Origin of the sequence: Stenotrophomonas sp. Nf1, from assembly GCF_003028475.1 — a bacterium.
Lineage (GTDB): Bacteria > Pseudomonadota > Gammaproteobacteria > Xanthomonadales > Xanthomonadaceae > Stenotrophomonas.
The window spans coordinates 568,914-582,759 of record NZ_PYTV01000001.1 but is presented as its reverse complement, the minus strand read 5'-3'; the positions used below and the strand labels follow the sequence as shown (position 1 = coordinate 582,759).

The window sequence follows — 13,846 nt, the reverse complement described above, 5'->3', positions numbered from 1 at the left end:
GGCATCGTCGCTGGCCGACCTGGCCGCATTATCAGCCCGTCCCCACCGCATTGACACAGGCGCGCCCTGCGGCGAAATCCTGCAGGTTGCCCAGCGTGATCGCCGAGATCTCCTGCAGCGCCTCCACGGTGAAGAATCCCTGGTGGCCGGTCACCAGCACGTTGGGGAAGGTCATCAGGCGCTGGAAGGCTTCGTCGTCGATGATCTCGCCGGACAGGTCCTGGAAGAACAACGCACTCTCCTGCTCGTAGACATCAATGGCCAGATGACCAAGCCGGCGCGACTTCAGCGCGCGGATCACTGCATGGGTATCGACCAGGCCGCCACGCGAAGTGTTGACCAGCATCGCACCCGGTTTCATCCGGGCCAGCGAGGCATCGTTGATCAGATGGTGGGTGTCCGGTGTCAGCGGGCAATGCAGTGACACGATGTCGGCGCGCGCCAGCAGCTCGTCCAGCCCCACTCCCTCACCCACGTTCGCGAAGTCCGCTGAGGGGTACGGGTCATGCCCCAGCACGGTGCAGCCCATGCCCTTGAAGATCCGCGCGGTCGCCAGGCCGATCTTGCCGGTACCGACGATGCCGACCGTGCGCCCATGCAGGGTGCGCCCCAGCAGGCCATCGAGCATGAAGTTGCCCTCTCGCACCCGGTTGTAGGCGCGATGGGTCTGGCGGTTGAGGGTCATCACCAGCGCCAGCGCATGTTCGGCCACGGCCTCGGGTGAGTATGCCGGCACCCGTGCCACGAACAGGTCCAGCGCCTTAGCGGCGGCCAGATCCACGTTGTTGAAACCGGCGCAGCGCAGCAGCACGGCGCGCACGCCATGCGCATGCAGGGCGTGCAGCACCGGTGCATCCAGGCGGTCGTTGACGAACACGCAGACGCCGGCGCACGCCTGTGCGAGCGCAGCGGTATGCACGTCCAGCGCGGCCTCGAAGTACACGAACGTAAAGCCCTGCCCGGCCGCATCGCGCAAGTTGGCCTCGTCCAGGAAACGGCGGTCGTAGGGGCGGGCGCTGAAGACGGCAATCTGCATGGCAGGGTCTGGGCAAAGGTCCGCGCCGACCATACCGCAGCCACAGGCAGGGCGGAACGCCCCTGGCACGGCCAAGCTGACGGCTGCCGCCGGTATATATAACGTTCTTTGGGCATGGACACCCCCAGTCGATGGCTGCGCCAAGCATGAATTCATTCACGATCCACGCGATGGCACATCTCACTCTTCCCCATCCGGTCACGGTCGCGTAAAACTCGAAGGCGCCCCCGCCACCGTTGTCCGAGGCCAGCCCTGTCCACCCCCTCTCCTCTGCTCCATCGCGCGCCGGACCTGTCCGCGCCTGCGGATGCATTCATTGCGTTCGTACGGGAAGAACGCGGGCCGTTGTGCGCGTTCCTGCGCATGCGCGGCGTTGGACCCGACGATGCAGAGGACATCGCACAGGATTGCATGGAACGGTTGATCCGCTACCGTGCGCACGGCGCGGACGAACTGCGCCTGCTGCTGTATCGTATCGCCCGCAACCGTCTGGCAGACCGCGGCCGTTCGCCGCAGTCGCGGCCGCACCTGTCACTGGCCGAGCACGAAGGGAGCAACGAGCCGTCCAGCTCGTCGCCCGATCCATTGCGGCAGGCCGAGTCCGGACAGATGCTGTCCCTGCTGCGGCAGGCCCTGTTCAAGCTGCCCGAGCGCGCTCGTGAGGTCTATCTGCTCAACCGCATCACCGGCATGAGCTATACCCAGATCGCGCGGCATTGTGGAATTACCGCCAAGACCGTGGAAAAACATATCGCCCGTGCGCTGCAGGGCCTGCGCCAGGAACTCGGATCGGATCCGTTGCACAACGACAGGGACAACGAATGAGCGGCAACCGGCACAAGGATGACGCCCGGCTGTTCGAGTGCGCCAGCGCCTGGGTGGCGCGGCTGGAAGCACCCGACTGCACCGCTGATGAGCGCGAGACGTTCGAAGACTGGCTGGCCGAGAATCCCGCCCATGTGACCGCCTGGGTCCAGGCCGAGCGCCTGTTCCAGCGCGGCCAGGCGCTGGCGGCCGACCCGTGGTTGCGCACGGCGGCGGCTCGCGCGGCGCGCCCGCCACGGCGCCCGCTGTGGCCGGCAATGGCGGCGGCAGCCGGCCTCTGCCTGGCCATCGGCATCGGCTGGATGGTGGCCGTCGATGGCAACCCGACGCCACTGCGCTATGCCAATGACTCCCTGCAACCCCGGCAGCAGACGCTGGCCGATGGCAGCGTGGTCACCCTCGATGCCGGCACCACGCTGGACGCCCGCTTCGGCTGGCGTCACCGCGCACTGGTGCTTGAACGCGGGCGCGTGCAGCTGCAGGTTGCACCGTCGAGCAAAGCGCTGCAGCTGCGCGCCGGCGACAGCACCATCCGCGATATCGGCACCACCTTCCAGGTCGAGCGCCTGCGCGATGGCCGGGTCGAAGTGGCGCTGCTGGAGGGCGCGGTGGAAGTCAGCAACGGCAGCGCCCAGCACACCCTGGCGCCGGGCCAGCAGCTGCAGGTGTCGCCCTCCGGGCGCATCGAGCCGGGTCCGGCGCTGTCGTCCAACGCCGCCGCCGAAGGCTGGCTGCACGGCAAGCTGGTGTTCGACGGCACGCCGTTGTCGATCGTGGTCGAACGCATGAACCGTTATGGCCGTACCCCGCTGGTGATCGCCGATCCGCAGATCGCCGACCTGGCGGTGAGTGGTACCTTCCGCGCCGGTGATGCACAGGAACTGCTGGCGGCGCTGGAACTGGGGTGGTCCGTGGCTGGCCAGACGCGTCCGGACGGCGCGCTGGAACTGCGCCGCACCTACTGAGGAGAACGGCGGTGAGGGCAGTACCGGGCACGCTGCAGGCAGGGCTGCGCCGCAGTCTGCTTTGCATCGTGCTGGCGCTCGCCACATCGCCGGCTTTCGCGACCGAGACCGCCGGCACGCTCGACATCGATGTTGCCGCCGGCCCGCTGGCCCCGGCATTGCAGCAGTGGGCGCGGCAGAGTGGCATCGCGCTGCTGTTCGACGCGCGCGAACTGGACGGTCTGCGCAGCAGTGGCAGCCACGGCCGGCGCGATGTGGCGGCGGCGCTGAAGGAGCTGGTCGCCGGCCTGCCGGTCACCATCCTGCGTACACCGTCGGGGGGATTCGTGGTGCGCCGCACGCGTGCCACCGTGCCGGCGCCAGCCGAGGTTGCCACGCGCCCCACGTTGGCAGCGCCACGCAAGGCGCCGGATGCACCGCCACAGGTGGAACTGGCACCGATCCACGTCACTGGCAGCCGGCTGCCACGCACGTCGGTGCAGACCACGCTGCCGGTGACCATCATCGACCGCGATGACATCCTGCGCAGCGGCTACGGCAGCCTGTTCGATCTGCTGCGACACCTGCCCGGCATGAACGGTCACCCGGCGATGAGCACCTCGCGCAGTGGCGATTCGCAGTACCTGCCGGTCGGCGCGGCCACCACCACCAGTCTGGACGGCATGGGGCCGCGCGCCACGCTGTTCCTGGTCAACGGCAGGCGTCTGCCACGCTATCCGATGGTGTCGCTGGAACAGGGCGGCCTCACCGACCTCGGCGGCATCCCGCTCAGCTTCGTCGAACGCATCGAACTGGTGCGCGGCGGCGCCTCGGCCATCTATGGCGCCGATGCGATGTCCGGCGTGGTCAACATCATCCTGCGCGACCAGGCCGAAGGCCCCGAGGCGACGCTGCAGACCGGCCTGAGCAGCCGCGGTGACGCTGGCCAATACCGCGTGCAGGCGGCCACCGGCGGTGTGCGCGACGGTGGCGACCGTTGGTTTGCCGGCGTCGACCTGTACCGCATCGAGCACGTGGCCGGCGATCGCCGCGACTGGCATGCGGAAACTTCGCAGTACCTGATCGGCGCATTCCAGGGCAACCGCTACTGGCCGGCGCGCAGCTGCGAGGCACCGCTGCAGCGCCGCGACGATGGCTGCTGGTTCGACAGCGCACGCCCGCGTTCGATCCAGCCCGCCTCGGACACCGCCTCGGCCTACCTGCGCTACCGCCATGAGCGTGGCGACGGGCGCTACGCCTATGCCGAGGCACGGGCCAGCCACAATCGGCAGCGCTTCGACCTGGGGCCTACGGCGGTGGCGATCGGCCTGTACGGCTTCACCTTCAACAGTGTGCTGCGCGAGGCCGGCAATGTGCGCCCACGGGTGCGCGCCACCGATGCGGATCTGGCGTTCGGGCTCGGCCGCGAACAGCGTGGGCGCAGCTGGGATGCCGGCATCAGCGCCCAGCGCAGCGATGTCACGCTGGCCACGTCGGGCACCGTGCGTACCGAGCCACTGCTGCGGGCGGCCGAAGCGCTCGACTTCCTGCCCGGCTTCACCACGCTGCGCACGGATGCGGCCCAGCAGCTGTTCCCTTCCATCCGCAATCGCGGCCGCACCGAACAGTGGCAGGGCTGGTGGGGCATACAGCGCGAACTGATGCCGTTGCCCGGGGGGCATGCCCAGCTGGCCACCGGCGTTGATGTGCGCCAGGAACGCTGGACTTCGCATCCCGACGCGCTGCTGAGCAAGGGCGACCTGGCGCTGGGGCTGCCGCAGCAACAGCGGCGACTGTCACGCCGCAGCGGCGGCGCCTACGCCGAACTCGGCCTGCCGCTGGCGCCCACGCTGCGCATGGACCTGGCCGCGCGCGCCGATCGCGATGGCGGCTACAGTGCGTTCTCGCCGCGCGCCGGGCTGCGCTGGAGCCCCACCGCACACTGGTCGTTCCTGCTGGCCAGCGGACGCGGCTACCGTGCCCCCAGCCTGTTCGAGCAGCGCCGACCGCCCGGCTACTTCGGTTCAGTCGAGCTGCCCGCATCCAGTGCCCTGCCCGAATGCGCACAGCTCGCCGGCGGTGGCCGCTGCAGCGTCACCGCCGAGGTGGTCGAGAACGATGCATTGAAGCCGGAGCGCTCACGCAGCCACTCGCTGGCCGCATCGTGGACGCCCACCGATACGGTCTCGCTGTCGCTGACCCACAACATCGTCGAGCTGCGCAACGAGATCCTGGCCCTGCAACCGGCCGATGCGGTATGGAACAGCAGCACCTGGGAACTGGATGAGGACGGCCACCTGCGCAGCCTGCGCCTGTCCTTCGACAACATCGGCCGCACCACCTCTCGCAACTGGGTGATGCGCGGCGAGTACCGCATTGATGCCGGTGGCAACGGCCAGTGGCTGTTCTCGCTGGATGCACTGAAGCAACAGGCGCTTCGCCGCGACCGCGGCCAGGACGCGGCGGTGGACCTGCGCGGCCACGTCACTCCGACGACGGCCGCCGTACTCAACGTGCAATGGCAGAACAGCAACTGGGATGTCGCCCTGCGCGGCAACCAGGTGGGGCGAACGCGCGCCTGGCTGCCCGGCGCCGAATGCCCGGACGACCAGCGCGAACTGAACCACTGCATGAATCCCCGGCAGCTGCGCTGGAACCTGCACCTGGCACGCCGGCTCGGCCCTCGGATCGTCGCGGCCGTGGATGTACACAACGTGCTGGACGCACAACCGGTGAACTACCTGGTCGGCAACGGCGGGCAGATGCCGGGGCTGGATGATCCCCTCGGCCGCTACATCCTGCTGACCCTGCAGTTCCGCTGAGAAAAAGGGGACGGAGGGGATTAAGTCGTTTCTGCCACGGATGCCGGATACGACTTAATCCCCTCCGTCCCCTTATTGCTGTTTCACCGAGCGGGCGATCGCGTACTGCGCGGCGTAGTAAGTGGACAGCACCAGCAGGCTGGCCAGCGGCAGGCCGCCGCCGAAGCGGTCCCAGGCCAGCAGGGAATCGCTGGCCACGAACAGCAGCGCGCCAGCCGCGGCCCAACGCGCACTGCCCGCGTCCATCGCGGCGGGCGGCGGACGGCGCCACAGCCGTGCCAGTGCCAGCACCGCCATCGACGCCAGCACCACCACGTAGGCCAGCACCGGAATGCGCATCGGCGCCGGCAGATGCGGCCACAGGCCCATCACGTTGAGCACGGCGAATGCGCCCAGCACCATGGCGGCGGCGAGCAGCCCACGGCCCGCGCGCAGGCCGTCGCGGAAGGCGGCGATGTAGCACAGGTGCGCCAGCAGGAAGGCAATCAGGCCGGGCACGAACGCATCCACCGGCAACATCAGCGCAATGTCGCCCAGGCACGACAACAGCATGCCGGCCAGCACCGCGCGCCGGTAGAACGGCCGCGCGGCATCGCGCGCCTGCCAGACGATGGCCGCGATCAGCAGCGTCGTCGCCGGCTTGGCCAACCAGTGCAGCCAGCGCCCATCGCCATGCAGGAACGCGCCAACGATGGCGAGGACCGCCATCAGCAGGATCACGCCGTCGCGCACGCGCGGTTTCATCGTGCCTTCCACAGCTCGGCCAGACGGTCAGGCTTGCCGGCAATGCGCTCCAGCACCGGGTACTGCAGGCCACCGTGGTAGTCGATGTTCATTGTCTCGATGCGGTCGAACTGCTTCACCAGCAGCACGATCGGCGCCTTGTCCTTTGCCGCAGCCGCGACCGCATCCTTCAGCCGCTGGCTGCTGTACTCGCGGCCGCCGACGGCGATCACCTTCATGCCCGGCGCCAACCCTGCGTTGAACGCCGGGCTGTCCCAGATCACATCGCCGACCGTGCCGCTGTCGAGCACGGTCGCGCCCAGCGAGTAGGCCAGCAATGCCGCCTTGGCGCGCTTCTCCTGCGCCTTGTAGGCCTCGTTCGGGGTATCGCGGTAGACCAGCGTCCAGCCGGCCAGCGCCAGGCCGCCGGTCAGCGAACCATGCCCATCCAGACGGCCGCGCAGGAAGGTCGCCCAGTCATACGGCGCGATGCCGTTCAAGGTCGCCACCACGTCGTCGAAGGTGTACGGGTTGACGTCCCAGTTGCCATTGCCGACGCCGAAGAACGCGCGCGCGAAGTCATCCAGGCTGCGGCGGTTGCCGCTCAACTCGCGCAGCTTGCCCTCCACTTCCAGCCACAGCATCTGCCCGCCGGAATAGTAGTCCTCGCTCATCTGGTAATTGCGGTACGGCAACGTGCGGCGCTGGGCGATGGTCGGGTCGTTGGTGGTGTCCTGCAATGGGCGCCAGGCCAGGCCGGGACGGCCGCGGTCATAGGTGGCGGCCACATTGGCCAGCATGTCGCGCGCCTGCGCGGTGGACCACAGACCCGAGCGCGCCGCGAGCACCTGGCCCCAGAACTGGGTCTGCCCTTCGTACACCCACAGCAGGCTGTCGCCCATCGGCACGTTGAAGTTGGCGGTGGCCAGATCGGCGCCACGACGGTACTTGCCGTTCCAGGAATGGGTGTACTCGTGCGGCAGCAGGTCACGCATCCAGGCGTTGGCATCCCACTCGGTGAAGTAGCCCGGATCGGCACTGTTCTCGCTGGAACGGTGGTGCTCCAGGCCGATGCCGCCGAGGCGGTCGGACAGCGCCAGCAGGAATTCATAGTGGTTGTAGTGACGCGCACCGTAGAGCTTGTCGGCCTGCTGCACCAGCGCGCGGTGCATCGTGATCTGCGCGTCGGTCGGCTTCAGCGACTTGGCCTCGTCGGCGAACACGTTGAGGTGCACCGGCACCTTTGCACCCGGGTCGAGATCGATGCGCTGGTAGTGTTCGCCGGCGAACAGCGGTGAGTCGACCAGGTGGTCATAGGAAATCGGCTTGAACACCACGGTGTCGCCGTCGCGGCGCGCGGTTTCCAGTGCGGTGGCGAACGACCAGCCCTTGGGCAGGGTCACGCTGGCCTGCGCCTGCAACTGGCGTGCATCGACACCGGCCGGATACAGCGAGTTGGCGTTCCACTGCAGGTTGAGCATTTCCGGAGTCATCACCACCCGGCCCTGACTGCCGCCCTGCGAGGACAGGAAGTCGAAGTGGGCGACGATCTCGCTGACGCCCTCGGGCACGTCCACCTTGAACGCATAGACGTTGAACTGGTCACGCTGCCAGGCCAGCGGCCTGCCGTTGGCGGTGACGCGCAGGCCGGCCAGTTTGTCGATCGGGCCGGTGGGCGAATGGTTGCCGGGAATCCACTGCGGATACAGCAGGGTCATCGGGCCCGGCTTGGCCGGCACGGTGGCGGTGACCTTGAAGATGCGCCGGGCCAGGTCGCGCGCGTCCACGTCGATGCGCAGCAGGCCGGGGGCGGCGGCATTGACCGGCGGCGAGGTCTGCGCCAGTGCAGGCGTTGCGCCCAGCGCGAACAGCACGGACATCACCAGGGCACGGGTCTTCATCGGGCGGCATCCAACAACGGAGAATCCTCCGATGCTAGGCCGGTAACGTGCCCTGCCCCATGGCCAAAGGTCATGGGCGCCCGAACCCCACCAGAAGCGACAAACCCGGCAACAAGGCCGTGAGCAGTAGATCCACGCCATGCGTGGATGGAGTGCATGCAGAAGCAGTGCGGACCAAGGTTCGCACCCACCTTGTACGGGTCCGCACCCACCCTGTGCGGGTTCGCACCCGCCAGAGTCAGGTCCGGTCAGTCGACCAGGCGCAGGCGCAGTTCCTTCGGCAGTGCAAACACCATCGATTCCGGCTCGCCATCCAGCTCGGACACGCCGCTGGCACCCAGCTCGGCCAGCCGCGCCAGCACGCCATCAACCAGCACCTGCGGGGCCGAGGCACCGGCCGTCACGCCGATGTGCTGCTTGCCCGCCACCCACGCCGGGTCGATCTCATGCGCACCGTCGATCAGGTAGGACTCCACGCCTTCACGACGGGCCAGTTCGCTCAGTCGGTTGGAGTTGGAGCTGTTCGGCGAACCCACCACCAGCACCAGGTCGCAGCGCTTGGCCAGGTCGCGCACGGCATCCTGGCGGTTCTGCGTGGCGTAGCAGATGTCGTCGTTCTTCGGGCCCTGCATCGCCGGGAAACGCTCGCGCAGTGCATCGATGATGCCGCGCGTGTCATCCACCGACAGCGTGGTCTGGGTGGTGTAGGCGAAGTTCTCCGGCTGGTTGATGTGCAGCGTGGCCACCTGCTCGACGTCCTCGACCAGGTAGATCTGGCCGGTACCGGCTTCGCGGTTCCACTGGCCCATGGTGCCCTCCACTTCCGGGTGACCGGCGTGGCCGATCAGCACCACGTCACGGCCGGCACGGCAGTGGCGGGCAACCTCGAAGTGGACCTTGGTCACCAGCGGGCAAGTGGCGTCGAACACCTTCAGGCCACGGCGTTCGGCTTCCTGGCGCACCGCCTGGGATACGCCGTGCGCGCTGAAGATGACCGTGTTGTTGTCCGGCACTTCGTCCAGTTCCTCGACGAAGATCGCGCCGCGCTGCTTCAGGTCGTCGACCACGAAGCGGTTGTGCACCACTTCATGGCGGACGTAGATGGGCGCGCCCAGCGTTTCGATCGCGCGCTTGACGATCTCGATCGCACGATCGACACCGGCACAGAAACCACGCGGGTTGGCGAGCAGCACATCCATCAGTTCAATCTCCCGGCAGCGGCCGGCTTACGGTTTCGGGTTGGCATTATCCGCCTTTTTGGCGGACTTGCCGTCGAACAGGCCAAACAGGGCGATGCCGATGGCACCGACCACGATGGCCGAATCGGCGATGTTGAACGAGGGCCAGGTATAGCTGCCCACGTACCACTGGATGAAATCGACCACGTGGCCGTGCACCTGGCGGTCGATCACGTTGCCGATGGCACCGCCGATGATCAGCGCATACGGCACCGCGGCCTTCCAGTTGCCACGGGCAGTGCCGCGCAGCCACCAGGCCATCAGGCCGCTGATGGCGATCGCCAGCGCGGTGAAGAAGTACTTCTGCCAGCCACCGGCGTCGCTCAGGAAACTGAACGCCGCACCGGTGTTGTAGGTGCGGTACCAGTTCCAGAAGCCATCGATGACCACCACCGGCTGGAACTCCGGCAGGCTCGACAGCACCCAGGCCTTGGACCACTGGTCCAGGCCGATGATGACCACCGACAGCAGCAGCCAGACCAGGGCATTGGGATGCGGGCGTGCAGTGCTCATCAGAACCAGCTCCGCAGTTCGCCGGCGCCGGTGATGTTGCTCACGCAGCGGCCGCACAGTTCGGGGTGATCGGCGTTGCTGCCGACATCGGCGCGGTGGTGCCAGCAGCGCACGCACTTGGCCTTGCTGGTCGGCTGCGCGCTGACGAACACCTCGTCGGTGGTCGCCGGGCGCACCTGCACGTCGCCACTGATGAACAGGAAGCGCAGCTCATCGGCCAACGGCTGCCAGCGCGCCGCCTGCTCTTCGTTGGCGGCAATGGTGATCTCCGCCTCCAGTGCGGCACCGATCGCACCGTTGGCACGCATCGGTTCGAGCACCTTGGCCACCTGCTCGCGCACGGCCAGCAACTGGTCGAAATCAGCCGCGTTGAGCTGGGCATCGGCCGGCAGCGGCGCCAGGCCGTCGTACCAGGTGGTGAACAGCACGTGGCCGGCACGTTCGCCCGGCAGGTAGCCCCACAGCTCGTCGGCGGTGAAGGTCAGGATCGGCGCGACCCAGCGGGTGAACGCTTCGGCGATGTGGTACATCGCGCTCTGTGCCGAACGGCGACCGTGCGAATCGGTCGGCATCGTGTACAGGCGGTCCTTGGTCACGTCCAGGTACAGCGAGCCCAGGTCGACGCTGCAGAAGTTCAGCAGCAGCTGCACGATCTCGGCCATGTTGTAGCCGTCGTAGGCCGCCTTGATCTTCTCCTGCAGCTCCCACGCGCGATGCACGATCCAGCGGTCCAGCGCGACCATCTGGTCGAGCGGGCGCAGGTGCTGGGCCGGATCGAAACCATCCAGGTTGCCGAGCAGGAAGCGCGCGGTGTTGCGCAGGCGGCGGTAGGCGTCGGCGTTGCGCTTGAGGATTTCCTGCGACAGCGACATCTCGTTGCTGTAGTCGGCCGAGGCGATCCACAGGCGCAGGATGTCCGCGCCCAGCTTGTTCATGATGTCCTGCGGCTCGATGCCGTTGCCCAGCGACTTGGACATCTTGCGGCCGTGCTCGTCCACGGTGAAACCGTGGGTGAGGCACTGCTTGTACGGGGCGCGCTTGTCGATCGCCACGCCGGTCAGCAGCGAGGACTGGAACCAGCCGCGATGCTGGTCGGAGCCTTCCAGGTACAGGTCGGCCGGCTTGCCGAAGCCACGCGCGGCGAGCACGCCTTCATGGGTCACGCCCGAATCGAACCAGACGTCGAGGATGTCGGTGACCTTCTCGTAGTCGGCCGCTTCGGCGCCCAGCAGTTCGGCGGCGTCCAGCGAGTACCACACGTCGATGCCCTCGGCTTCGACGCGGTCGGCGACCTGCTGCATCAGCTCCACCGAACGCGGGTGGATCTCGCCGGTCTGGCGATGGGTGAACAGGGCGATCGGCACGCCCCAGGTGCGCTGGCGCGAGATGGTCCAGTCCGGGCGACCGTCGACCATGCTCTGGATGCGCGCCTTGCCCCAGCTCGGGAACCAGCCGACGGTATCGATGGCGGCCAGCGCATCGCGGCGCAGGTGGGCCTTGTCCATCGAGATGAACCACTGCGGGGTGGCGCGGAACACCACCGGCGTCTTGTGGCGCCAGCAATGCGGGTAGCTGTGGCGGATCGGATGGAAGGCCAGCAGCGCACCGTTGTCGCGCAGCACGCCGACGATGGCCTCCTGCGCCTTCCACAGGTGCTGGCCGGCCAGCACCACGTCACCGGCCGGTGGGGTCGATTCCAGGTACACGCCACGGCCGTCGATCGGGGTCACCTGGCCGGCGTTGTACTTGTCCAGCAGGCCGTACTTCTGGCTGACCACGAAGTCTTCCTGGCCATGGCCGGGGGCGGTGTGCACCGCACCGGTACCGTCCTCGTCGGACACGTGTTCGCCGTTCAGCACCAGGATCTCGCGCTCGGGGTAGAACGGGTGCGCCAGCAGCTGGTTTTCCAACGCGGCGCCGGTGGTTTCACCATGCAGCACCACGCTCTCAACGCCGTAGCGCTGCAGTGCGCGCTCGGCCAGCGCGGCGGCCAGCACCAGCCAGCGGCGCTTGCCGTTGTGGGCCGGGCCTTCGGCCAGCACGTAGTTGATTTCCGCGCCCAGCGACACCGCCAGCGAGGCCGGCAGCGTCCACGGCGTGGTGGTCCAGATCGGCACCGCCACTTCGACGTCGGCCGGCACGCTCACACCGAACGCCTGGCCGATGGCCTGCGCATCACGCGCGGCGTAGGCAACGTCGATCGCCGGCGATTCCTTTTCCTGGTACTCGATTTCGGCTTCGGCCAGCGCCGAGCCACAGTCGAAGCACCAGTACACCGGCTTGGCGCCGCGCACCAGGTGGCCATTGGCCACGACCTTGGCCAGCGCGCGGATCTCGTTGGCTTCGAAGTCGAAGCTCAGGGTCTTGTACGGGTTGTCCCAGTCGCCGGTCACGCCCAGGCGCTTGAAGTCCACGCGCTGGATGTTGATCTGCTCTTCGGCGAACTCACGGCACTTCTGGCGGAATTCAACGGCGTCCAGCTTGGTGCCGACCTTGCCCCACTTCTTCTCGACCGCGATCTCGATCGGCAGGCCGTGGCAATCCCAGCCCGGCACGTAGGGCGCATCGAAGCCGGCCAGGTAGCGCGACTTGACGATGATGTCCTTCAGGATCTTGTTGACCGCGTGGCCGAGGTGGATGCGGCCGTTGGCGTACGGCGGGCCGTCATGCAGCACGAACAGCGGGCGGCCGGCGGCGTTGTCGCGCAGCTGCTGGTAGAGCCCCTGCGCTTCCCACTGCGCCAGAATGCCCGGCTCGCGCTTGGGCAGGTCGCCGCGCATCGGGAATTCGGTGGCTGGCAGGTTCAGGGTGGTCTTGTAGTCCTGGCTCACGCAGTGGCTCGCAATCTATGTTCGGAAAGGATGGCGCGCGCCTGTTCGGCGTCGCGGTGCATCTGGTCGGTCAGCGCCGCCAGATCATTGAATTTCTCTTCGTCGCGCAGCTTGGCGACGAACTCCACGTCGATGTGGCGACCGTACAGGTCACCCTGGAAATCGAACAGGTGGGCTTCCAGCAGCGGCTCCACACCGTCCACTGTCGGCCGCGTGCCGAAGCTGGAGACCGACGGCCACGGCTGGTCGAACACCCCGTGCACCCAGGTCGCGTAGATGCCCGACAGCGCCGGAGTCTTCGGGAAACGCAGGTTGGCGGTGGGGAAGCCCAGCGTACGGCCGAGCTGGCGCCCGCGCACCACCCGCCCGCTGATCGCGTAGGGGCGGCCGAGCAGGTCGTTGGCGCGGGCGAAATCGCCGTCCTGCAGCAGCTGGCGAATGCGGGTGCTGGAGATGCGTTCGCCATGCAGGTCGACCGCTTCAATCTCGCCGGCGCTGAAACCCAGTTCGGCGCCCATCTTCTGCAGCAGGGCCAGATCGCCACGGCGGCGGTTGCCGAAGCAGAACTCCGGCCCGATCCAGACTTCGCGGGCGTTCAGGCGCTGCACCAGCAGCTGGCGTACGAAGGTCTCGGCCGGCATCGCCGCCATCGCCGCGTCGAAGCGCAGCAGGCCGACCGCATCGACACCGAGCTCGCGCAGGATCTCGACCTTGCTGCGCGCCAGGGTCAGCCGCGGCGGCGGCGTGCCCTGCGCGAAGAATTCACGCGGCAGCGGCTCGAACGCCACCGCCACTGCGGCCACGCCCAAGGCGCGCGCGCGGGCGACCGCGTGGCGGACCAGCGCACGATGGCCCAGGTGGAGGCCGTCGAATGCACCGATACAGACCACGCTTCCGTTGGGGAACAGCTCCCCGCCCTCGACGCTTCTGAACAGCCTGCTCATCAACTCTCGTTCCGGCCCGACCGGGGCCGCCGCTTCAATGGTGTAACCCTGAAGTATAGCCGCCACAAG

General features: G+C 67.8%; 10 protein-coding genes. 3 read left to right on the top strand and 7 right to left on the bottom strand.

What is annotated here, in order from left to right:
- Positions 1 to 31 precede the first annotated feature (31 nt).
- Positions 32 to 1,036 (bottom strand): 2-hydroxyacid dehydrogenase, encoded by a 1,005-nt coding sequence (locus C9412_RS02850; protein ID WP_107230224.1) that lies wholly within the window; start codon positions 1,034 to 1,036, stop codon positions 32 to 34.
- A gap of 291 nt (positions 1,037 to 1,327) precedes the next feature.
- Here C9412_RS02850 and C9412_RS02845 point away from each other — a divergent pair, with 291 nt between their 5' ends.
- Genes C9412_RS02845 through C9412_RS02835 form a run of 3 tightly spaced genes read left to right on the top strand, consistent with a single transcriptional unit; the run spans position 1,328 to position 5,627 of the window.
- Positions 1,328 to 1,861 carry a sigma-70 family RNA polymerase sigma factor gene (locus tag C9412_RS02845; RefSeq protein ID WP_107230223.1) on the top strand — a complete coding sequence of 178 codons (534 nt, stop codon included), beginning with the start codon at positions 1,328 to 1,330 and terminating at the stop codon, positions 1,859 to 1,861.
- On the top strand, positions 1,858 to 2,826 hold the full coding sequence (locus tag C9412_RS02840; RefSeq protein ID WP_107230222.1) for a FecR domain-containing protein: 969 nt from the start codon (positions 1,858 to 1,860) through the stop codon (positions 2,824 to 2,826). Before C9412_RS02845 ends, C9412_RS02840 begins: the two co-directional genes overlap by 4 nt.
- Positions 2,827 to 2,837: 11 nt before the next feature.
- Positions 2,838 to 5,627: a TonB-dependent receptor gene (locus C9412_RS02835; RefSeq protein WP_107230221.1), complete on the top strand. Its 2,790-nt coding sequence runs from the start codon at positions 2,838 to 2,840 to the stop codon at positions 5,625 to 5,627.
- Between the two features lie 72 nt (positions 5,628 to 5,699).
- Here C9412_RS02835 and C9412_RS02830 read toward each other — a convergent pair whose 3' ends face one another.
- The 6 genes from C9412_RS02830 to C9412_RS02805 form a co-directional block, all read right to left on the bottom strand.
- On the bottom strand, positions 5,700 to 6,371 hold the full coding sequence (locus C9412_RS02830; RefSeq protein ID WP_107230220.1) for a lysoplasmalogenase: 672 nt from the start codon (positions 6,369 to 6,371) through the stop codon (positions 5,700 to 5,702).
- Positions 6,368 to 8,251, bottom strand: a complete 1,884-nt coding sequence (locus tag C9412_RS02825) for a M61 family metallopeptidase (protein WP_107230219.1) — start codon at positions 8,249 to 8,251, stop codon at positions 6,368 to 6,370. The genes C9412_RS02830 and C9412_RS02825 overlap by 4 nt, the downstream gene beginning before the upstream one ends.
- Before the next feature lie 248 nt (positions 8,252 to 8,499).
- Entirely contained in the window at positions 8,500 to 9,450 is a 951-nt protein-coding gene (ispH, locus tag C9412_RS02820) for a 4-hydroxy-3-methylbut-2-enyl diphosphate reductase (RefSeq protein ID WP_107230218.1), read from the bottom strand.
- Between the two features lie 27 nt (positions 9,451 to 9,477).
- Positions 9,478 to 10,002, bottom strand: coding sequence for a signal peptidase II (lspA, locus tag C9412_RS02815; protein WP_006424833.1), 525 nt, complete (start codon positions 10,000 to 10,002; stop codon positions 9,478 to 9,480).
- Positions 10,002 to 12,833 carry an isoleucine--tRNA ligase gene (ileS, locus tag C9412_RS02810; protein ID WP_107230217.1) on the bottom strand — a complete coding sequence of 944 codons (2,832 nt, stop codon included), beginning with the start codon at positions 12,831 to 12,833 and terminating at the stop codon, positions 10,002 to 10,004. The genes lspA and ileS overlap by 1 nt, the downstream gene beginning before the upstream one ends.
- On the bottom strand, positions 12,830 to 13,777 hold the full coding sequence (locus tag C9412_RS02805) for a bifunctional riboflavin kinase/FAD synthetase (RefSeq protein WP_107230216.1): 948 nt from the start codon (positions 13,775 to 13,777) through the stop codon (positions 12,830 to 12,832). Before C9412_RS02805 ends, ileS begins: the two co-directional genes overlap by 4 nt.
- Between the last annotated feature and the right edge of the window lie 69 nt (positions 13,778 to 13,846).

Excerpts from the sequence above, each read along its gene's own strand:
- C9412_RS02825 (WP_107230219.1), bottom strand. The coding sequence starts at position 8,251 with ATGAAGACCCGTGCCCTGGTGATGTCCGTGCTGTTCGCGCTGGGCGCA.
- C9412_RS02840 (WP_107230222.1), top strand. The coding sequence starts at position 1,858 with ATGAGCGGCAACCGGCACAAGGATGACGCCCGGCTGTTCGAGTGCGCC.
- C9412_RS02850 (WP_107230224.1), bottom strand. The coding sequence starts at position 1,036 with ATGCAGATTGCCGTCTTCAGCGCCCGCCCCTACGACCGCCGTTTCCTG.
- C9412_RS02830 (WP_107230220.1), bottom strand. The coding sequence starts at position 6,371 with ATGAAACCGCGCGTGCGCGACGGCGTGATCCTGCTGATGGCGGTCCTC.
- ispH (WP_107230218.1), bottom strand. The coding sequence starts at position 9,450 with ATGGATGTGCTGCTCGCCAACCCGCGTGGTTTCTGTGCCGGTGTCGAT.
- lspA (WP_006424833.1), bottom strand. The coding sequence starts at position 10,002 with ATGAGCACTGCACGCCCGCATCCCAATGCCCTGGTCTGGCTGCTGCTG.
- C9412_RS02805 (WP_107230216.1), bottom strand. The coding sequence starts at position 13,777 with ATGAGCAGGCTGTTCAGAAGCGTCGAGGGCGGGGAGCTGTTCCCCAAC.